Annotated in this window: 13 protein-coding genes; 8 read left to right on the top strand and 5 right to left on the bottom strand. The window is 64.0% G+C overall.

Annotated features, from left to right (window positions below; genetic code table 11):
• The first annotated feature begins 79 nt into the window (after nt 1-79).
• From MnOB_RS13645 to selO, 4 genes are all read left to right on the top strand, one after another.
• Nucleotides 80-1882: an acyl-CoA dehydrogenase gene (locus tag MnOB_RS13645; protein ID WP_077524768.1), complete on the top strand. Its 1803-nt coding sequence runs from the start codon at nt 80-82 to the stop codon at nt 1880-1882.
• Nucleotides 1883-2158: 276 nt separating this feature from the next.
• The gene (locus tag MnOB_RS13640; RefSeq protein WP_077524767.1) at nt 2159-3901 is read left to right on the top strand and encodes a potassium/proton antiporter; all 1743 of its coding nucleotides are present in this window, start codon (nt 2159-2161) and stop codon (nt 3899-3901) included.
• Between the two features lie 164 nt (nt 3902-4065).
• The gene (gene mscK, locus MnOB_RS13635) at nt 4066-7398 is read left to right on the top strand and encodes a mechanosensitive channel MscK (RefSeq protein WP_077524766.1); all 3333 of its coding nucleotides are present in this window, start codon (nt 4066-4068) and stop codon (nt 7396-7398) included.
• A gap of 44 nt (nt 7399-7442) precedes the next feature.
• A complete protein-coding gene (selO, locus tag MnOB_RS13630) occupies nt 7443-8903 on the top strand; it encodes a protein adenylyltransferase SelO (RefSeq protein WP_077524765.1) in 1461 nt (486 codons plus the stop codon).
• Nucleotides 8904-8979: 76 nt separating this feature from the next.
• Here the strand turns inward: selO and MnOB_RS13625 are convergent, their stop codons facing one another.
• Nucleotides 8980-9675: an aspartate/glutamate racemase family protein gene (locus MnOB_RS13625; protein ID WP_077524764.1), complete on the bottom strand. Its 696-nt coding sequence runs from the start codon at nt 9673-9675 to the stop codon at nt 8980-8982.
• 241 nt (nt 9676-9916) lie between these two features.
• Between MnOB_RS13625 and MnOB_RS13620 the strand changes: the two genes are divergently transcribed.
• The 4 genes from MnOB_RS13620 to MnOB_RS13605 all read left to right on the top strand — a co-directional run bounded on the left by MnOB_RS13620 (nt 9917) and on the right by MnOB_RS13605 (nt 12819).
• A complete protein-coding gene (locus tag MnOB_RS13620) occupies nt 9917-10891 on the top strand; it encodes a sulfite exporter TauE/SafE family protein (RefSeq protein WP_077524763.1) in 975 nt (324 codons plus the stop codon).
• 63 nt (nt 10892-10954) lie between these two features.
• A complete protein-coding gene (gene trxC, locus MnOB_RS13615) occupies nt 10955-11389 on the top strand; it encodes a thioredoxin TrxC (protein WP_077524762.1) in 435 nt (144 codons plus the stop codon).
• An 89-nt stretch (nt 11390-11478) separates the two neighbouring features.
• Nucleotides 11479-11922 (top strand): PaaI family thioesterase, encoded by a 444-nt coding sequence (locus tag MnOB_RS13610; RefSeq protein ID WP_077524761.1) that lies wholly within the window; start codon nt 11479-11481, stop codon nt 11920-11922.
• 72 nt (nt 11923-11994) lie between these two features.
• Complete coding sequence (locus tag MnOB_RS13605) at nt 11995-12819, top strand: universal stress protein (protein ID WP_077524760.1); 825 nt, start codon at nt 11995-11997, stop codon at nt 12817-12819.
• 54 nt (nt 12820-12873) lie between these two features.
• Here the strand turns inward: MnOB_RS13605 and MnOB_RS13600 are convergent, their stop codons facing one another.
• The 4 genes from MnOB_RS13600 to gltB all read right to left on the bottom strand — a co-directional run bounded on the left by MnOB_RS13600 (nt 12874) and on the right by gltB (nt 20831).
• Nucleotides 12874-13638 (bottom strand): ParA family protein, encoded by a 765-nt coding sequence (locus tag MnOB_RS13600; RefSeq protein WP_077524759.1) that lies wholly within the window; start codon nt 13636-13638, stop codon nt 12874-12876.
• A gap of 104 nt (nt 13639-13742) precedes the next feature.
• The gene (hemE, locus tag MnOB_RS13595) at nt 13743-14810 is read right to left on the bottom strand and encodes a uroporphyrinogen decarboxylase (RefSeq protein WP_077524758.1); all 1068 of its coding nucleotides are present in this window, start codon (nt 14808-14810) and stop codon (nt 13743-13745) included.
• A gap of 120 nt (nt 14811-14930) precedes the next feature.
• Nucleotides 14931-16349, bottom strand: a complete 1419-nt coding sequence (locus MnOB_RS13590) for an FAD-dependent oxidoreductase (RefSeq protein ID WP_077524757.1) — start codon at nt 16347-16349, stop codon at nt 14931-14933.
• Between the two features lie 36 nt (nt 16350-16385).
• Nucleotides 16386-20831, bottom strand: coding sequence for a glutamate synthase large subunit (gltB, locus tag MnOB_RS13585; RefSeq protein ID WP_077524756.1), 4446 nt, complete (start codon nt 20829-20831; stop codon nt 16386-16388).
• Nucleotides 20832-21032: the final 201 nt, after the last annotated feature.

Below are 21032 nucleotides of genomic sequence, written 5' to 3'. Positions count from 1 at the left end.
CTTTATCACGCTCGTGGATGTTGCTAGGCGCCTTTCATTCACCGATCTAGACTCGGCTGATTCCATCCGGAGAGCCACCATGTCCGAGACCCTGCTCAGTTCCCGCAACCTGGCCTTCGAACTCTACGAAGTGCTGGACGCCGAAGCCCTGACCCAACGGGAGCGCTTCGCCGACCACAACCGCGAGACCTTCGACGCCGCCCTGGGCACAGCCCGCAGCATCGCTGAAAAATTCTTCGCTCCGCACAACCGCAAGGGCGACGAACAGGAGCCGGAGTACGTCAACGGCGCCGCGACCCTCATTCCGGAAGTGAAACCCGCAGTCGACGCCTTCCTCGAAGCCGGTTTCCTGAATGCCACGCGCAGCTTCGAACAGGGCGGCATGCAGCTTCCCACCCTGCTGTCCCAGGCCTGCTTCGCCCACTTCCAGGCGGCCAACGTCGGCAGCTCGGCGTACCCCTTCCTGACCATGGGCGCGGCCAACCTGATCGAGAGCTTCGGTAGCGACGAGCAGAAACAGCGCTTCCTGCAGCCGATGATCGACGGCCGCTTCTTCGGCACCATGGCCCTCACCGAGCCCCATGCCGGCTCGTCGCTGTCGGATATCCGCACCCGCGCGGAGCCGGCCGCTGACGGCACCTACCGCATCAAGGGCAACAAGATCTTCATTTCCGGCGGCGACCACCCGCTGTCGGACAACATCGTGCACATGGTGCTGGCCAAGCTGCCGGACGCACCGCCCGGTGTGAAAGGCATCTCGCTGTTCATCGTGCCCAAGTTCCTGGTCAACGATAACGGCTCCCTGGGCAAGCGCAACGACGTGATCCTGGCCGGTCTGTTCCACAAGATGGGCTACCGCGGCACCACCTCCACGGCGCTGAACTTCGGTGATAACGGCGAATGCGTCGGCTACCTGGTCGGCAAACCTCATGCCGGCCTGTCCTACATGTTCCAGATGATGAACGAGGCGCGCATCGGCGTCGGCATGGGCGCGGTGATGCTCGGCTACGCCGGCTATCTCTACTCCCTGGACTACGCTCGCGAACGTCCCCAGGGCCGCCTGCCGGACGGCAAAGACCCGGCCTCGCCCCAGGTGTCGATCATCCAGCACGCCGACGTGCGTCGCATGCTGCTGACCCAGAAGGCCTATGTGGAAGGCGCCTTCGACCTCGGCCTGTACTCCGCGCGCCTGTTCGACGACACCCAGACGCTGGCCACCGAGGAAGAACGCCAGCAGGCACACGAACTGCTCGACCTGCTCACGCCCATCGTCAAATCCTGGCCTTCTGAGTTCTGCCTCAAGGCGAACGAACTGGCCGTCCAGATCCTCGGCGGCCACGGCTACACCCGTGAGTACCCCGTTGAGCAGTACTACCGCGACAACCGCCTGAACCCGATCCACGAAGGCACCCATGGCATCCAGTCCCTCGACCTGCTGGGCCGCAAGCTGGCGCAGAACAAGGGCGCCGGCCTCAAGCAACTGACCCGACTGATCAATGACTGCTGCGCACGCGCCGCCGAATACGAGTCGCTGAACGCCCTGCGCCAGCCGCTGGAGCACCTGCTGGCAAGTCTTTCCAACGTCACCCTGGCGCTGCTGGGTGACCTGATGCAGGGCAAGGTCAACCAGGCGCTGGCCAACTCGGCGCTGTACCTGAAGGTCTTCGGCCATACCGTGATCGGCTGGCGCTGGCTGGAACAGGCGATCCGCGCCGAACAGGGCCTGGCCCGTGGAAACGCCGCCGACGCCGACTTCTATCGCGGCAAGCTGCAGGCCGCGCGCTACTTCCTCACCTGGGAAGTACCCGGCTGCCATCACGAACTGGCGCTGCTGGAAGCCCGCGACGACACGTGCCTGGCCATGCAGGACAACTGGTTCTAGCCCTTATTCAGGGTTCTTCATGCCCCGCGCACATGCGGGGCTTTTTTATTGCGCGCAGCACGCCCCCGATAACAGCGCCCGAAACGCCGTCAGTCGTTTCGTCATCCGCATTGCCCCCCTCTCCGGAACCTCGAACCCGTTCTCCTGCCCAAGGGCTTCCCAACGCTGGCAAGAACCCTGCATGAAATCTTGCAGAGCCTTGCCACCGGCAGGTTAGAATTCCTCGGCATGCGCCCCTGCATGCCGTTCCCAATCCCCATTTGCTAGGAGCCGCCAGTGGATGCCACCACCGTCAATAGCCTGTTCCTGATCGGCGCGGTGCTGGTAGGCATGAGCATTCTGGTCAGCGCCTTCGGATCTCGCTTCGGCGTCCCCATCCTGGTGGTGTTCCTCGTCGTCGGCATGCTCGCGGGCAGCGACGGCCCTGGCGGCATCGTCTTCAACAACTATTCCCAGGCCTATCTGGTCGGCAACCTGGCATTGGCGATCATCTTGCTCGACGGCGGCATGCGTACCCGCGCGGCGACCTTCCGCGTGGCGCTCTGGCCTTCACTGTCACTGGCCACGGTCGGTGTGCTGGTCACCGCCGGCCTGACCGGCATCGCAGCCGCCTGGCTGTTCAACCTGACTACCCTGGAGGGCCTCCTGATCGGCGCCATCGTCGGCTCCACCGACGCCGCGGCGGTGTTCAGCCTGCTCGGCGGACGCGGTCTGAACGAACGCGTCAGCGCCACCCTGGAAATCGAGTCGGGCAGCAACGACCCCATGGCCGTGTTCCTCACGGTGACCATGATCGAGATGCTCGCCACCGGCCAGAGCGGATTCAGCTGGACCTTCGTCGTGCATATCGTCCAGCAGTTCGGCGTCGGCACCGTCATGGGCTTCGCCGGCGGCTGGCTGATGCTGCAAATGATCAACCGCCTGACCCTGGCCAACGGCCTCTACCCCTTGCTGGTGGTCGCGGGCGGGCTGCTGGTATTCGCCCTGACCAACGCCGTGCACGGCAGCGGCATCCTTGCCGTCTACCTGTTCGGCCTGTTCCTCGGCAACCGGCCGATCCGCTCGCGCCACGGCATCCTGCATATCCTCGATGGCCTGACCTGGCTGGCGCAGATCGGCATGTTCCTGGTGCTGGGGCTGCTGGTCACGCCCCACGAACTCTTCCCGATCATCCTGCCGGCCCTGGGCCTGGCGCTGTGGATGATCGTGGTCGCCCGTCCGCTGTCGATCTTCCTCGGCCTGGCACCGTTCCGCGCCTTCCATGGACGCGAGAAGGCCTTCATCGCCTGGGTCGGCCTGCGTGGCGCAGTACCAATCATCCTGGCGGTGTTCCCGCTGATGGCTGGGCTACCCAATGCCCAGCTGTTCTTCAATGTCGCCTTCTTCATCGTTTTGGTCTCGCTGGTGCTGCAAGGCACCAGCCTGCCTTGGGCGGCCAAGCTGTTGCGCGTCACCGTGCCGCCGGAGCCCGCGCCCATCTCCCGCGCCGGCCTGGAGGTCCATCCCACCAGCGAGTGGGAGCTGTTCGTCTACCGACTGGGCGCCGAAAAGTGGTGCATCGGCGCTGCCCTGCGCGAACTGAAAATGCCGGACGGCACGCGCATCGCGGCACTGTTCCGGGGCAAGGAACTGCTGCACCCCTCGGGCAGTACCACCCTGGAAGCCGGCGACATCCTCTGCGTGGTTGGCCATGAGCATGACCTCTCGGCCCTGGGCAAATTGTTCAGCCAGGCACCGCAACGCGGCCTCGACCTGCGCTTCTTCGGCGATTTCGTGCTGGAGGGCGATGCCCAGCTGTCCGCAGTGGCTTCGCTTTACGGCCTCAAGCTTGGCGAACAGGACGGCCACTTGCCCCTGGGTCGCTTCATCGCCCACGAAATCGGCGGCGAGCCGGTGGTGGGCGACCAGGTGGAATGGAACGGCCTGACCTGGACCGTTGCTCTGATGGAAGGGAACAAGGTGCGCAAAGTGGGCGTCAAATTCCCCGAAGGTCAGAGCCGACCGGGGCTGTTCCTCTAGGGGGACGCTCAAGGACGGCACTTTCAGGTCCAGGTCCCCGCCACGGAAACGATGGGGTTCGCCAACAGGGCGACCCCGGATCACAACCGCTCGTGCCCGGCAGCCCCGCAAAGGCCGTCGTGGCATATCATTAGCCGCATTCGAACCCGAGCTGCCCGATCGCGATGATTGCTTCCTTGCGCACCTTTTTCGCTGCTGCCCTGCTGGGCTTCTGCCTGACGCCGGCCTACCTGCAAGCCGCCACCACCGTTACCCCCGGCCTGCCCAAGCCGGCCGCCGCGCCCGCCGAGAGCAAGGCCGCCGGTGCCGAGTCCGCGGCCAAGCCCTCGATCGAGGAGCAGACCCAGTCCTTCGTCGCCAGCCAACAGGAGAGCGAGCAGGCCCTTGCCGCCCTCAAGCGCCAGCTGGAGAGCGCTCCCCGCCTTGTCGGCGAATCCCAACGCGAGCTGGCGCGGCTGAAGACCAGCCCGACGGTGCCGGTGAAGGAGCGCTACGGCAAATCCGATCTCGGACAGCTGGAAAAGCTGCTGGACACTCGCAGCAGTGAACTGGCCGAGCTGCAGAAGGAGCTCACCGAAGCCAACAGCCTGATCATCACCTCCCAGACCCGCCCGGAGCGGGCCCAGGCCGAGATCAGCAGCAATCAGTCGCGCACCCAACAGATCAACGCCACGTTCAAATCCGGCAAGGAAGCGGGCAAGGCCATCAGTGAAGAGCAGCGCACCCTGCTCAATGCCGAGCTTGCCGCTCTCGCCACCCAGACCGAACTGCGCCGCGAGGAACTCGCCGGCAACAGCCTGCTGCAGGACCTCGGCAACAGCCGCCGCGACCTGCTCATGGAGCGCATCCGCCGTCTGGAACAGGAAACCCAGGACCTGCAGTCGGTGATCAACGGGATGCGCCGGGAGAGCTCGGAGCAGACGGTGGCGGAACTGGCCCGCGACGCCGACAAGGGCACGCCGGACAGCGTGGTGGCGAAGGAAAGCGCCATCAACCTGAAGATGTCCGATTACCTGCTGCGCTCCACCGACCGCCTCAATGAGCTCACCCAGCAGAATCTGCAGACCCGCCAGCAACTGGACAATCTCAGCCAGGCCGACCAGGCCCTGGAGGAGCAGATCAGCGTGCTCAAAGGCAGTCTGCTGCTGGCCAAGATCCTCTACCAGCAGAAGCAGGCCCTGCCCCAACTGCACCTCGACTCGAACCTGGCCGATGAAATCGCCGACATCCGCCTCTACCAGTTCGAGCTGAATCAGCAGCGCGACAAGCTGGGCAATCCCCAGGCCTACGTCGACAGCCTGCTCGCCGATCAGCCGCCGGAACAGGTCACGCCGGAACTGCGCACCACCCTGACCAATCTGATTTCCACCCGCAGCGAACTGCTCGATCGCCTGAGCCGCGAGCTGAACAACCTGCTCAACGAATCCATCACCCTGCAGCTCAACCAGAAGCAGTTGCAGGAAACCTCCCAGACCCTGCGCAACACACTCGACGAGCAGATGTTCTGGATTCCCAGCAACAAGCCGCTGGACTTCAACTGGCTCAAGTCCGCCCCGCACCTGCTGGAACGCCAACTGGCCGAGATGCCCTGGGGCGCGGGCGTGCGCGAACTGGGTGAAGGCCTGCTGGACCGCCCCTGGCTGTTCCTGCCCCTGCTGCTGGTGATCGGCGGCCTGCTGTGGAAGCGCCGCTACCTCTACGCCAAGCTCAACGAAATCAACCAGGACGTCGGCCACTTCAAGCGTGACAGCCAGCTGCATACGCCGATGGCGCTGTTCCTCACCGTGTTGCTGGCCCTACCCGTCAGCCTGTTCCTGTTGCTGTGCGGCCTTGCCCTGCAGATCGACGCCCGCGGCCAGAACGCCACGCTGGGTGCCGCACTGATGGAAATGGCCCAGGCCTGGATGGTGTTCTACACCCTCTACCGCATCCTCGCGCCGGGCGGCATCGCCGAACTGCACTTCCACTGGGACCGCCCTCAGGTCGCCTTCCTGCGCAGCCAGATACGACGCCTCGGCGGTGTGGTCATGGCGTTGGTGGCGATCGTCACCGTGGCCGAACACCAGCCGGCAGCCCTGGCCGACGACATCATCGGCGTGCTCGTGGTCCTCAGTTGCTATGCCCTGATGACCCTGGTGCTGAGCAACCTGCTGCTCGCCGAACCGATGCGCGAGCAGACCTCGCCGTTCCGCCTGCTGATCGGCGTCGCCTTCACCCTGCTGCCACTGGCGCTCATCGTCGCGGTGGGCTTCGGCTACTACTACACCTCGCTCAAGCTCACCGACCGCCTGATCACCACGCTCTACCTGCTGATCCTCCTGCTGCTGGTCGAAGCCACCTTCGTTCGTGGCCTCGCAGTGGCCGCGCGGCGCCTGGCTTACCAGCGCGTGCTCGCCAAGCGCCAGGCGCAGACCAAGGAAAACGCCGAGGGCGAGGAAGTGGTGGTGGAAGAGCCGGCCCTCGACATCGAGAAGGTCAACCAGCAATCGCTGCGCCTGATCCGCCTCGCCCTGCTGGGCGTGTTCATCACCTGCCTGTACCTGGTCTGGGCCGACCTCATCAGCGTGTTCGCCTACCTCGACCAGGTCACCCTCTACCAGTACTCCAGCGGCACCGGCGACGCTGCCACGCTGGTACCGATCAGCCTGCTGGACGTACTCGGCGCGTTGATCATCGCCGGCATCACCACGGCCCTCGCGCGCAACCTGCCGGGCCTGCTGGAAGTGCTGGTGCTGTCGCGGCTCAAGCTCGCCCAGGGCAGCGCCTACGCCACCACCACGCTGCTGTCCTATGCCATTGCCGGCATCGGCTTCGTCAGCGCGCTGTCCACCCTCGGGGTCAGCTGGGACAAGCTGCAATGGCTGGTGGCCGCGCTCTCCGTCGGTATCGGTTTCGGCATGCAGGCGATCTTCGCCAACTTCATTTCCGGCCTGATCCTGCTGTTCGAGCGCCCGGTGCGTATCGGCGACCTGGTGACCATCGGCACCGTCACCGGCACGGTGAACCGCATCCGTATCCGCGCTACGCACATCACCGACAGCGACCGCAAGGAAGTGATCGTGCCGAACCAGATCTTCCTCACCAGCCAGCTGATCAACTGGACCCTGACCGACACCGTCACCCGCATCGTGCTGGTGTACAACGTCAACCGCAGCTCCGATCTCGACCTGGAACTGGTGCGCAAGCTGCTGCTGCAGGCCACCCAGGAAAACTCGCGGGTGCTGCGCGACCCGGCGCCTACCGTACAGCTGAAGACTTACGGCGCCAGCGCCCTGGAGCACGAGCTGAAGATCTACGTTCGCGAGCTGGGTGATCGCGGCCTGGCGACCGATGAACTGAATCGACGCATCGATGAGCTGTTCAAGGAACACGACATCAACACGTCCAGCACGCCGAGGATGGATATCACCCTCTCCCGCCCAGTCGAGAAACAGGTCGAGGGTGAAGTCGAAGAAGTGACAATCAAGGGCAAGACCCCGGTTCCGGAGGCCCGATGATCTGTGCACTTCCTGTCGGCACGGCGGCGTGACAAGCTGAACCCATGAAAAAACTCGACGAACTGCGCTTCGACAACCGCTTCGCCCGCCTGGGCGACGCCTTCTCCACCGAGGTGCTGCCCGAGCCCCTCGCCGAGCCGCGCGTGGTGGTATCCAGCCCGGCGGCCATGACACTCCTCGACCTGGACCCGGCTGAAGCCGAAAACCCGGTGTTCGCCGAAGTGTTCACCGGACACAAGGTCTGGGCGGATGCCGAGCCGCGGGCAATGGTCTATTCCGGCCACCAGTTCGGCGTCTACAACCCACGCCTTGGCGATGGGCGCGGCCTGCTCCTGGGCGAAGTGCTGAACGACACGGGCGAGTACTGGGACCTGCACCTCAAGGGCGCCGGTCAGACACCCTATTCACGTATGGGCGATGGCCGCGCCGTGCTGCGCAGCTCGATTCGCGAATTTCTCGCCAGCGAGTACCTGCATGTGCTGGGCATTCCCACCAGCCGCGCGCTGTGCGTTACCGGATCCGCGACGCCGGTGTACCGGGAAACCCGCGAAACCGGTGCCATGCTGCTACGCCTGTCGCCCAGCCATGTGCGCTTCGGCCACTTCGAATACTTCTACTACACGCGTCAGCACGAGCAGCTCGAAGCCCTGGGCCGGCACGTCCTCGAATGCCACTTCCCCCACTGCCTGGAACAGGAGCAGCCCTGGGCCGCCTTCTTCCGCGAAGTGCTGGAGCGCAACGCCGAGATGATCGCCCTCTGGCAGGCCTACGGCTTCTGCCACGGCGTGATGAACACCGACAACATGTCGATCCTGGGCATCACCTTCGACTACGGCCCCTACGCCTTCCTCGACGACTTCGACGCCAACCACATCTGCAACCACTCCGATGACGGTGGCCGCTACAGCTTCAGCAACCAGGTGCCCATCGCCCACTGGAACCTGGCCGCACTGGCCCAGGCGCTGACGCCCTACATCGACGTGGAACAGCTGCGGGAAACCCTCAACCTGTTCCTGCCGCTCTACCAGGCCCACTACCTGGACCTGATGCGCCGCCGCCTAGGCTTCACTTCCGCAGCCGAAACGGACGACGCCCTGGTGCAACGCCTGCTGCAATTGATGCAGGGCAGCGCAGTGGACTACAGCCAGTTCTTCCGCCGACTGGGTGATGAAGCACCGGAACAGGCGCTGAACAGGTTGCGGGACGACTTCGTCGACCTCGCCGGCTTCGACGCCTGGGCGACGGACTACCGGGCCCGCGCGGCGCAGGATGGCGACGACCAGCAAGCACGACGCACGAGGATGCATGCGGTGAATCCGAAGTACGTCCTGCGCAATTACCTGGCCCAGCGCGCGATCGAGGCCGCCCAGCAAGGCGACTACGCCGAAGTGCGCCAACTGCACGCGGTGCTTTCGCGTCCGTTCGACGAACAACCGGGCATGGAGCGCTTTGCCGAACGCCCGCCGGAATGGGGCAAGCACCTGGAGATCAGTTGCTCGTCCTGAGCCCCGATCCCTGTAGGAGCTAGCTTGCTAGCGAATGGCTTTTTTTCGCCAGCAAGCTGGCTCCTACAAATCATGGCTAGTGGCCCAGCATCCACTCCAGCCCCATCGCCACGTGCCGCTCGGCGCTGTCCACCAGCGGCAGGGGCGACTCGCAGCCGTCCAGCAAAAGACCGATTTCGGTACAACCGAGGATGGCGGCCTGCGCACCTCGTGCCTTCAACTGCGCCAACTGGTCCAGGTAGAAAGCGCGAGCATCGGGAAGGAACTGGCCGACGCACAGTTCCTGGAAGATCACCCGGTCGATTTCGGTGATGGCCTGGTCATCCGGCACCCGCACTTCGATGCCGTAGCGCTGGCCCAAGCGCTCGCGATAGAAGGCTTCCTGCATGGTGAAGCGGGTACCGAGCAGAGCGGCGCGTTCCACCCCTTGCCCATGCAGTGCCTGGCCGACGGCATCGCCAATGTGCAGGAGCGGGATATCCACAGCCTGTTCGATGGCCGCAGCAACCTTGTGCATGGTGTTGGTCGCCAGCAACAGCGCCGTTGCGCCAGCCCCCTCCAGCCCCCGTGCGGCCTGCGCGAGCAGCTCGCCGGCCGCCTCCCATTCGCCGGCTTTCTGTTGCGCGGCGATCTGCGCGAAATCCACTGAATGCAGCAACAGCGGCGCGGAATGCAGCCCACCCAGACGGTCACGAACACCGCGATTGAGCAACTGGTAATAGGTCACGGTGGACTCCCAGCTCATTCCGCCCAACACACCCAACATGCGCATGACACCCGCTCCCCTGTAGGAAAGCTCCAGCCTAGTCCAGGCTCGTCGCAAGCCGGGCATACAGTTGCCGGGAAACGCGCAGATACAGGGCGGCCGACGGGGCAATCGCCGCCGTTGCTGCTTACAAAATGGAATATAAACCTGCACAAATCTTCTTAGACTCTCTAAGAAAAGCCAATTATCTTCAGCCCCCTGCTTATTCCAGCCTGTTCTACCACCCACTGTCAGGCGCTGTGCCCGCATGAAGATTCGCGACCTCGACCTCAGCCAGAGTTCGATCAACACCGAACACGAAGCGCTGGGGATCCCGCCAGTCGAAGATTTCGTTTCCCACCCCGACGACCACCCGGTCCTGCGGGCTGCGATGTGGGCGGCGATCCTCATCCTGGTGGGTCTGCTCTGCTTCCTCGCCTGGCGCCTGTTCTTCGATAACGGCGGCAACAGCGGCCTGGAGATCATCGAGAACGCGCTGACCAGCAAGGGCTTCTGGAGCGCGGTCGCCGTGGGCTTCTTCGCCCAGGTCATCGACGGCGCCCTGGGCATGGCCTATGGCATCACCGCCACCACCTTCCTGCTCACCACCGGCGCCTCGCCCGCCGCGGCCAGCGCCAGCGTGCACATCGCCGAAGTCTTCACCACCGGCCTGTCCGGCATCTCCCATGTGAAGTTGGGCAACGTCAACAAATCCCTGTTCCTGCGCCTGTTGCTGCCGGGCATCATCGGCGCAGTGCTTGGCGCTGTGCTGATCACCCAATTCGACGGCGCGGCGCTCAAGCCCTTCATTTCCGCCTACCTGCTGCTGATGGGCCTGTACATCCTGAGCAAGGCCTACCGTCATGTGGCCAAACGCAGGGCGCCCAAGCACGTTGCCAAGCTGGCCCTGTTCGGCGGCTTCGTCGATGCCGCAGGCGGCGGCGGCTGGGGGCCGGTGGTGACCAGCAGCCTGATCGGCTCCGGTACCGATCCGCGCACCACCATCGGTTCGGTGAACTTCGCGGAGTTCTTCCTGACCATCTCCAGTGCCACTTCCTTCATCCTTCTGGCCGGCGCGCCGGACACCTGGAAGATGGTTGCCGGCCTGGTGTTCGGCGGCCTCTTCGCGGCGCCCCTCGCCGCCCTGCTGTGCAAGAAGCTGTCGCCGCGCACCCTGCTCATCATCGTCGGCTGCCTGATCACCCTGATCAGCGCCTACAACATCTACATGGCGCTGCGCTGAAGCTGTCTTGATTTCCGCCCGGCGCGACTCCAGATAGGCGGAGTCCGCCACCGGTAATCCATCATGACCGACCCGATGTTGATCCCCTGCGCCCAGTGCGCCGGGCTGAACCGTATTCCCGCTGCCCGCCTGGGCGATTCCCCGCGCTGTGGCCACTGCAAGAGCGCCGTGATTCCTGCTGCACCCTTCGACCTGAATGAAGCCGACTTCGCCAAGCAACTGCGGGGCGACCTGCCCCTGCTGGTGGACGTCTGGGCGGACTGGTGCGGCCCCTGCAAGTCCTTCGCGCCCATCTACCAGCAGGCCGCCGGCCAGCTCCAGGGGCGCTGCCGCCTGGGCAAGCTGGACAGCGAAGCCAATCGCAATCTGGCCGGCCAGTTGGGCATCCGCTCCATTCCGACGCTGATCCTGTTCAAGGACGGCAAGGAAGTCGCCCGCCAGAGCGGCGCACTGCCCCTTGCGCAACTGCTCGGCTGGCTCAGCGCGCAGGGCGTCTGATCGCTCCGGTCAATTCGACTGACCGTCCCGGTCATTGCCGGGACGGTCAAGGTCGCTAGGCTCTGTGAATCGCCACGCCGGAGCCCGACATGTCCATGCCAATCGAGCTGGTTCGCCAGCTGACCGAGGAACACATCGCTTTCGTCAAACGTAGCGGCCTCCAGGCCGACATCCTGGAGCCCGGGCACGTGCGCCTGCGCATGCCGTTCGAGGGCAACCAGAACCACATCGGCACCCTCTATGCGGGCGCGCTCTTCACGCTCGCCGAAATGCCCGGTGGCACCCTGTTCCTCACCAGTTTCGACAGCCGGCGCTTCTACCCCGTCGTAAAGGAAATGAACCTGCGCTTCCGCCGCCCGGCCAAGGGCGACATCACGGTGGACGCCCGAATCGACCCAGCGGAAATCGCACGCATCCAGCGGGACGCCGAGGCAAACGGCAAAGCGGAATATTGGCTGGAGCTGCAATTGCTGGACGCCAGTGGCGAAGTGGTCGCCGAGAGCCGCGGGCTCTACCAGATGCGGGCCCACTGACGGCCTTGCCCTGGATCAATCCGTAGCCCGGAAAAAGGCCACAGAGTGTGGGTCTCAGAGGAGGCCCACACCATGTTCAAGCACATCCTGGTTGCCCACGACCTCAGCCATGAAGCCGACATCGCCCTGCAACGCGCCATCCAGCTAGCCCGCCAACACGGCGCAGCGCTCACCCTGCTGCATGTGCTCGAAGACCACCTTCCCAATGCGGTACAGGGCAACCTGCGCGATGCCGCGCAGCAGCACTTCCACGAGCATCTGGCGCAACTGGGCGCCGAAGACTGTCGACTGTTGCTACGCAAGGGCCGCCCCGCCCAGCAGATTCTCGAGGAGATGGGTGACAGCGGCGCCGACCTGCTGGTGATTGGCCGGCACCATCACAATGCACCGGAACTGTTCATCGGCACTACGCTGGAGCGCGTCGCCCGTCATCTGACCGCCCCCCTGCTGCTGGTGGTGGGCGAGCAACCGGAAAGGCCCTATCAGAAAGGCGCCGTGGCGCTGGACTTCTCCCTGTGCGCCTGCGACGCCTTGCGCAAGTCTTATGCGCTGCTGCCGCACGACGCCAGCCTGGTCGCGCTCAATGTGATGGAGCTCGGCAGTCGCCTGCTCTCGAAGAGCAGCCAGTCAGCTGACTTTCTCGCCACTCAACGGGAACTGCTGGAAAGGCTGCTGGAGGACGAGCTCGTCGGACTTGGTGACTCTGCACCGGCGGTGCAGCTTGAAGTGGTGCGCGGCGCCCTGCCCCGCGCGCTGGACGACGCCATCGCCGAGCAACGTCCTCAACTGCTGGCCCTCGGCAGCCACGGCCGCAGCCTGATCTCCCAGGCGCTGCTCGGCAGCCTTGCCCTGCGCTACCTGCAGAACCCGCCCTGCGACCTTTTGCTGGTCAAATAACGCATTCGCCCCGGCAAGCCGGGGCGAACAGGGTGATCTTCACTTCCGCCGGTTTCAGCTTTCCAGCAGATCGTGCAGTTCCACGAATTGCTGGGTCAGCTTGTGCCGAGGCTCCAGGAAGATCAGCGGTTTGCAAGCCTGGTGCGACTCGCGCATCTTCACCGACATCATCAGGTTCACTGGCAGTACCGGCAGCCCTTCCTCCACCAGTTCATCCAGCAACTGCTGCGGCAACGACGCACGCGGCTGGAACTGGTTGACCACGATGCCTTCCACTTCCAGGCCCTCGTTGTGGTCCTCCTTCAACTCCTCGATCTCCGCCAGCAGCCCATAGAGCGCATTGCGGGAGAAGCTGTCGCAGTCGAAGGGAATCAGGCAGCGATCGGCAGCGATCAGCGCGGAAACCGTATAGAAGTTCAAAGCTGGCGGTGTATCCAGATAGATCCGGTCGTAGTCCTCACTCAGATCCTCCAGCAACTTCCGCAGCTTGTTGATCTTGTGCTTGGCCTCCAGCTTCGGTTGCAGGTCGGCCAGCTCCGCCGTGGCGGTGACCACGTGGAGGTTGTCGTAGGGCGTCTCGTAGATATCCACCTTGCCCTTGCGGAAGGCGGTGGCCGACAGCGTCTGCTTGAAGAAATCGGCAATGCCCATGGGGATATCCTCACCGGTCAGACCGGTCAGGTAGTGTGTGGAGTTGGCCTGGGCATCCAGATCGATCAGCAGGGTGCGATACCCCTGTGAAGCACTCACCGCTGCCAGGTTGCAAGCAATGCTGGACTTGCCCACTCCGCCCTTCTGATTGAAAACCACGCGCCGCATCCCACACCTCCCAAAGCCTGACTAGTAGCGGATTCTATGCAACGCCCGTGACAAGGGCGAGGTCAGACACAAACAAAAAGGGTCGCTTTCGCGACCCTCGATGATTAGCAATGGTATTGCGCCGACAGCTCGTGCACCGCCTCGAAGAAGGCGCCAGCGTGGGCCGGGTCGACTTCCGGGGTGATGCCATGGCCGAGGTTGAATACGTGGCCAGAGCCCTTGCCGTAGGCGGCCAGGATGCGGCCCACCTCGGCGCGGATGGCGGCCGGGTTGGCGTAGAGCACCGAAGGGTCCATGTTGCCTTGCAAGGAGACCTTGTCGCCGACGCGGGCACGTGCGCTGCCGATGTCACAGGTCCAGTCCAGGCCCAGGGCTTCGGCGCCACTGTCGGCCATGGACTCCAGCCAAAGACCGCCGCCCTTGGTGAAGAGGATCACCGGTACGCGACGGCCGTCGTGCTCGCGGATCAGCCCGTCGACGATCTTCTTCATGTAGGCCAGGGAGAATTCCTGGTAGGCCGCCGCCGAGAGGCTGCCACCCCAGGAGTCGAAGATCTGTACCGCCTGGGCGCCGGCCTTGATCTGGCCGTTCAGGTAGACGGTCACCGACTGGGCCAGCTTGTCCAGCAGGGCGTGCATGGCCTGGGGATTGTCGTAGAGCATCGCCTTGGATTTGCGGAAATCACGGCTGGAACCGCCTTCGACCATGTAGGTCGCGAGCGTCCAGGGGCTGCCGGAGAAGCCGATCAGCGGCACACGGCCATTCAGCTCGCGGCGAATGTTGCGGACGGCGTCCATCACGTAGCCCAGGTCCTGCTCCGGGTCGGGAATCGGCAGGGCTTCGATGTCGGCGAGGCTGCTCACCACTTTCTTGAAGCGCGGGCCTTCGCCGGTCTCGAAGTACAGCCCCTGGCCCATGGCGTCGGGGATGGTGAGGATGTCGGAGAAGAGGATCGCCGCGTCCAGCTGGGGGTAGCGATCCAGCGGCTGGACGGTGACCTCGCAGGCCAGCTCGGGGTTCTTCATCAGGCTGACGAAGTCACCGGCCTTGGCACGGGTGGCACGGTATTCCGGCAGGTAACGACCGGCCTGGCGCATCATCCAGACGGGAGTGACATCAACGGGCTGCTTGAGCAGGGCGCGGAGGAAACGGTCGTTCTTCAAGACGGTCATGGCAGTGTCCAACGAAAAAGTGCGGGCATTTTCGCAGAGCCCAATGCAAAAGGCACGGCGGGTGCCGTGCCTTTTGTCCATCGCGACATTCGGTCGCTGCGCTCCCAGTCCCTTAAGCGCTTAGACGCCCAGGTAGTCCAGGATGCCTTCGGCAGCCGTGCGGCCCTCGAAGATCGCCGTTACCACCAGGTCGGAACCACGGACCATGTCGCCACCGGCGAAGATCTTCGGGTTGCTGGTCTGGTGCTTGAACTGCGACTGCGCGGGCGCGACCACACGACCCTGGCTGTCCACGCTGATCTCGAACTGCTCGAACCAGGGTGCCGGGCTCGGACGGAAACCGAAGGCGATCAGCACGGCTTCAGCCGGGATGATTTCCTCGGAACCCGGGATCGGCTCGGGGCTGCGACGGCCACGGGCGTCCGGCTCGCCGAGACGGGTCTCGACCACCTTCACACCTTCCACCTTGTCTTCGCCGACGATGGCGATGGGCTGGCGGTTGAAGAGGAATTTCACGCCCTCTTCCTTGGCGTTTTTTACCTCTTTGCGCGAACCCGGCATGTTTTCTTCGTCACGGCGGTAGGCACAGGTAACGGCCTTGGCGCCCTGGCGAATGGAGGTGCGGTTGCAGTCCATCGCGGTGTCGCCACCACCCAGGACCACTACGCGCTTGCCCTTCATGTCGACGAAGTCCTCGGGGGACTTCTCGAAGCCGAGGTTGCGGTTGACGTTGGCGATCAGGAAGTCGAGCGCGTCGTGCACACCCGGCAGGTCTTCGCCCGGGAAACCGCCCTTCATGTAGGTGTAAGTGCCCATGCCCATGAAGACTGCATCGAATTCCTCGATCAGTTGGTCCATGGTCACGTCCTTGCCCACTTCGGTATTCAGGCGGAACTCGACACCCATGCCGGTGAAGACTTCACGGCGACGGCTCAGCACGTGCTTCTCGAGCTTGAACTCGGGGATACCGAAGGTCAGCAGACCGCCGATTTCCGGGTTCTTGTCGAAGACCACCGGGGTCACGCCGTTGCGCACCAGCACGTCGGCGCAGCCCAGGCCCGCCGGACCGGCACCGATCACGGCAACACGCTTGCCGGTGGGCTTGACCTTGGACATGTCCGGTCGCCAGCCCATGGCGAAGGCGGTGTCGGTGATGTACTTCTCCACCGAGCCGATGGTCACTGCGCCAAAGCCGTCGTTCAGGGTGCAGGCGCCTTCGCAGAGGCGGTCCTGCGGGCACACCCGGCCGCAGACTTCCGGCAGGGTGTTGGTCTGGTGCGACAGTTCGGCGGCGGCCAGGATGTTGCCTTCCGATACCAGCTTCAGCCAGTTCGGAATGAAGTTGTGCACCGGGCACTTCCACTCGCAATACGGGTTACCGCAGCCGAGGCAGCGGTGAGCCTGGTCAGCCGCTTGCTGCGGCTTGAACAGGTCATAGATCTCGACGAATTCCTTCTTGCGCTGGCGCAACAGTTTCTTCTTCGGATCCTTGCGCCCGACCTCGATGAACTGGAAGTCGTTGTTCAGACGTTCAGTCATTAAAAAAACCTCATCAAACCACTTCAGGCGCTGTTGTTATTGCGGGTTGGCACGGGTGCTGGAAAGCAGCGAAGCGAGGCTCGCGGCCTTCGGCTTGACCAGCCAGAACTTGCGCAGGTAATCGTCCAGGTTTTCCAGCAGGTGGGCACCCCAGTCGCTGGAAGTTTCCTTCACGTACTCGACCAGCACGCTGTGCAGGTGACTACGGTAGGCCTCCATGGACTCGTTGCTGATGCGCTGGATTTCCACCAGTTCATGGTTGACCCGGTCGACGAAGCTGTTGTCCTGGTCGAGCACATAGGCGAAGCCGCCGGTCATGCCGGAACCGAAGTTGTAGCCGGTCTTGCCGAGCACGCAGACGAAACCGCCGGTCATGTACTCGCAGCAGTGGTCGCCAGTGCCTTCCACGACGGTGTGGGCGCCGGAGTTACGCACTGCGAAACGTTCGCCTGCGGTACCCGCGGCGAACAGTTTGCCGCCAGTGGCGCCGTAAAGGCAGGTGTTGCCGACGATCGCCGACTCCTGGCTCTTGAACGGGCTGCCCTTCGGCGGAGTGATCACCACCTTGCCGCCGGTCATGCCCTTGCCGACGTAGTCGTTGGCATCGCCTTCGAGGTACAGGTTCAGGCCGCCGGCGTTCCACACGCCGAAGCTCTGGCCCGCGGTACCGCGGAAGCGGAAGGTCACCGGGGCGTCTTTCATGCCCTGGTTGCCATGGCGACGGGCGATCTCACCGGAAATCCGCGCGCCGATGGAACGGTCGCAGTTGCAGATATCCAGGTCGTAGACGCCGCCGGTCTTGCCTTCGACGGCCGCCTTGGAGATGTCCCACATCTTCTCGGCCAGCAGGCCCGGGTCGAAGGGCGGGTTCTTCTCCACTTCACAGAACTGCGGCTTGTCGGCCGGGATGTGGTCGCTACCCAACAGCGGGCTGAGATCCAGGTAGCCCTGTTTCTCGGTATCCCCCGGCAGCATTTCCAGCAGGTCGGTACGGCCGATCAGCTCGCTCAGACTGCGCACGCCCAGCTTGGCCAGCCACTCGCGGGTTTCTTCGGCGATGTAGGTGAAGAAGTTCATCACCATTTCGACGGTGCCGATGAAGTGGTCCTTGCGCAGCTTGTCGTTCTGGGTGGCGACGCCAGTGGCGCAGTTGTTCAGGTGGCAGATACGCAGGTATTTGCAACCCAGGGCAATCATCGGTGCAGTACCGAAGCCGAAGCTTTCGGCGCCGAGGATGGCCGCCTTGATCACGTCGAGACCGGTCTTCAGGCCGCCGTCGGTCTGTACACGCACCTTGCCGCGCAGGTCGTTGCCGCGCAGGGTCTGGTGGGTCTCGGCCAGGCCCAGTTCCCACGGGCTGCCAGCGTACTTGATGGAGGTCAGCGGGGATGCGCCGGTGCCGCCGTCGTAGCCGGAGATGGTGATCAGGTCGGCATAGGCCTTGGCCACGCCAGCGGCGATGGTGCCGACGCCGGCCTCAGCCACCAGCTTCACCGAGACGAGCGCCTGCGGGTTGACCTGCTTGAGGTCATAGATCAGCTGGGCCAGGTCTTCAATGGAGTAGATGTCGTGGTGCGGCGGCGGCGAAATCAGGGTCACGCCGGGCACTGCATAACGCAGGCGGGCGATCAGGCCGTTGACCTTGCCACCGGGCAGCTGGCCACCCTCACCGGGCTTGGCGCCCTGGGCGACCTTGATCTGCAGCACTTCGGCGTTGACCAGGTATTCCGGGGTGACACCGAAGCGGCCGGTAGCCACCTGCTTGATCTTGGAGCTCTTCACGGTGCCATAGCGCGCCGGGTCTTCGCCGCCCTCACCGGAGTTGGAGCGACCGCCCAGGCGGTTCATGGCCTCGGCCAGGGCCTCGTGGGCCTCGGGGGACAGCGCGCCCAGGGAAATACCCGCGGCATCGAAGCGCTTGAAGATGGACTCCAGCGGCTCGATCTCGTCCAGCGACAGCGGCTGATCGATGGTCTTGACCTTGAGCAGGTCGCGCAACATCGACACCGGGCGGTTATCCACCAGCGCGGTGTATTCCTTGAACTTCTCGTAGTTGCCCTGCTGCACGGCAGCTTGCAGGGTGTTCACCACGTCCGGGTTGTAGGCGTGGTACTCGCCGCCGTAGACGAACTTCAGCAGGCCGCCTTGCTGGATGGCCTTGCGGTTGTTCCAGGCTTCGAAGGCCAGCAGCTTCTGCTCGGACTCGATGTCGACGAAGCGCGCACCCTTGATGCGGCTGGCGACGCCACGGAAGCTGAGGTCCACCACTTCTTCCGAGAGGCCGACAGCTTCGAACAGCTGGGCGCCACGGTAAGAGGCGATGGTGGAGATGCCCATCTTCGACAGGATCTTCAGCAGGCCCTTGGAGATGCCCTTGCGGTAGTGCTTGAAGACTTCGTACAGGTCGCCCAGCACTTCGCCGGTGCGGATCAGGTCAGCCAGCACTTCATAGGCGAGGAACGGGTACACAGCGGACGCGCCAAAGCCCACCAACACGGCAAAGTGGTGCGGGTCGCGGGCGGTGGCGGTCTCGACCAGGATGTTGCAGTCGCAACGCAGGCCCTTTTCCACCAGACGGTGGTGAACGGCGCCGACAGCCAGGGAGGCGTGGGCCGGCAGCTTGCCGGGGGCGATGTGACGGTCGGTCAGGACCAGCAGCACCTTGCCGGCACGCACGGCTTCTTCGGCCTGGTCGGCCATGTTGCGCACGGCCGCTTCGAGGCCGAGGCTCTCGTCGTAGTTCAGGTCGATGATCTGCCGTTCGAAGCCCGGGGTGTCCAGGCTCATCAGCGCGCTCCACTTGGCCGGGGAAATCACCGGGCTGCTGAGGATCACGCGGGTGGCATGGTCAGGCGACTCGCTGAAGATGTTGCGCTCGGCACCGAGGCAGATCTCCAGGGACATCACGATGGCTTCACGCAGCGGGTCGATCGGCGGGTTAGTGACCTGCGCGAATTGCTGGCGGAAGTAGTCGAACGTCGAACGCACACGCTGGGACAGCACGGCCATGGGCGTGTCGTCGCCCATGGAACCGACGGCCTCCTGGCCTTGCTCGGCCAGCGGGCGCAGCACCTGGTCACGCTCCTCGAAGGTGACCTGGAACATCTTCATGTACTGCTTGAGCTGGTCGCTGTCGTAGCTGGCCACGCCATGGTCGTCATCCAGCTTGGCCTGGATGCGCACGGCGCTCTGGCGCAGCCACTGCTTGTACGGGTGGCGCGACTTCAGGCGGCTGTCGATGTCGTTGGTGTTGAGGATCTGGCCGGTCTCGGTATCCACCGCGAGGATCTGGCCAGGACCGACACGGCCCTTGGCGAGTACGTCTTCCGGCTTGTAGTCCCACACGCCGATTTCCGACGCGAGGGTGATGTAGCCGTTCTTGGTGGTGACCCAGCGGGCCGGGCGCAGGCCATTGCGGTCGAGCAGGCAGACGGCGTAGCGGCCGTCGGTGAGCACGACGCCGGCCGGGCCGTCCCAGGGCTCCATGTGCATGGAGTTGTATTCGTAGAAAGCGCGCAGGTCGGCATCCATGGTTTCCATGTTCTGCCAGGCCGGCGGGATGATCATACGCACGCCACGGAACAGGTCGATGCCGCCGGTGACCATCAGTTCCAGCATGTTGTCCATGCTGGAGGAGTCGGAACCGACGCGGTTGACCAGCGGGCCCAGCTCATCGATGTCGGGCAGTTGCTCGTTGGCGAACTTGGTGCGACGAGCCACCGCCCAGTTGCGGTTGCCGGTGATGGTGTTGATCTCGCCGTTGTGGGCGAGGAAGCGGAAGGGCTGCGCCAGCGGCCACTTCGGCAGGGTGTTGGTGGAGAAGCGCTGGTGGAAGACGCAGATGGCGGTCTGCAGGCGTTCGTCACCCAGGTCCGGGTAGAACTGCTGCAGGTCGGCCGGCATCATCAGACCTTTGTAGATGATGGTCTTGTGGGAGAGGCTGCAGATGTAGTGGTCGGCGTCCGCGGCATTGGCCACGGAGGAACGGCGACGGGCACTGAACAGCTTGACTGCCATTTCCTGGTCGCCCAGGCCTTCACCACCGACGAACACCTGCTCGATCTGTGGCAGGCGCTCCAGGGCCAGGCGGCCGAGGACGCTGGTGTCCACCGGCACCTTGCGCCAGCCGATCAGTTGCAGGCCGGCAGCGAGGATCTCGCGATTCATGTTTTCGCGAGCGGCTTCGGCGCGAACCGGGTCCTGGTTGAAGAAGACCATGCCAACTGCGTACTGGGCAGGCAGATCGACCGAGAAGGTTTCCTTGGCGATGGCGCGCAGGAAAAGGTCGGGCTTCTGGATCAACAGACCACAACCGTCGCCGGTCTTGCCGTCGGCGTTGATGCCGCCGCGGTGGGTCATGCAGGTCAGGGCTTCGATGGCGGTTTTAAGAAGATTGTGGCTCGCCTCGCCCTGCATATGGGCGATCAAGCCGAAACCGCAGTTATCCTTGAATTCATCAGGATGGTACAGACCTGCTTTCATAGGGGAACTCTCACCAGGGTTGCCTTCAGAAAAAGGCAGAATTGCTTTGTAATTCAACTCCTTACCATACGCGCCGGACTTGACGCCAGCTTTTGCGTAGGGCAAAGGGAGGTCATTGTACATAGCGCTTTGGTCGACCACAAATCTTCGTGGCCAACCTATGAAAGCCAATGTCGCAAAAATGAATGAATGAACCGGGAG

It is taken from the genome of Metapseudomonas resinovorans (genome assembly GCF_002003485.1).
In the GTDB taxonomy this organism is placed as follows: domain Bacteria; phylum Pseudomonadota; class Gammaproteobacteria; order Pseudomonadales; family Pseudomonadaceae; genus Metapseudomonas; species Metapseudomonas resinovorans_D.
This window is presented reverse-complemented; position numbering and strand designations above follow the sequence as displayed.

Coding starts and splice junctions, on each gene's coding strand:
- MnOB_RS13645 (WP_077524768.1), top strand. CDS start 80: ATGTCCGAGACCCTGCTCAGTTCCCGCAACCTGGCCTTCGAACTCTAC.
- mscK (WP_077524766.1), top strand. CDS start 4,066: ATGATTGCTTCCTTGCGCACCTTTTTCGCTGCTGCCCTGCTGGGCTTC.
- selO (WP_077524765.1), top strand. CDS start 7,443: ATGAAAAAACTCGACGAACTGCGCTTCGACAACCGCTTCGCCCGCCTG.
- MnOB_RS13625 (WP_077524764.1), bottom strand. CDS start 9,675: ATGCGCATGTTGGGTGTGTTGGGCGGAATGAGCTGGGAGTCCACCGTG.
- MnOB_RS13620 (WP_077524763.1), top strand. CDS start 9,917: ATGAAGATTCGCGACCTCGACCTCAGCCAGAGTTCGATCAACACCGAA.
- trxC (WP_077524762.1), top strand. CDS start 10,955: ATGACCGACCCGATGTTGATCCCCTGCGCCCAGTGCGCCGGGCTGAAC.
- MnOB_RS13610 (WP_077524761.1), top strand. CDS start 11,479: ATGTCCATGCCAATCGAGCTGGTTCGCCAGCTGACCGAGGAACACATC.
- MnOB_RS13605 (WP_077524760.1), top strand. CDS start 11,995: ATGTTCAAGCACATCCTGGTTGCCCACGACCTCAGCCATGAAGCCGAC.
- MnOB_RS13600 (WP_077524759.1), bottom strand. CDS start 13,638: ATGCGGCGCGTGGTTTTCAATCAGAAGGGCGGAGTGGGCAAGTCCAGC.
- hemE (WP_077524758.1), bottom strand. CDS start 14,810: ATGACCGTCTTGAAGAACGACCGTTTCCTCCGCGCCCTGCTCAAGCAG.
- MnOB_RS13590 (WP_077524757.1), bottom strand. CDS start 16,349: ATGACTGAACGTCTGAACAACGACTTCCAGTTCATCGAGGTCGGGCGC.
- gltB (WP_077524756.1), bottom strand. CDS start 20,831: ATGAAAGCAGGTCTGTACCATCCTGATGAATTCAAGGATAACTGCGGT.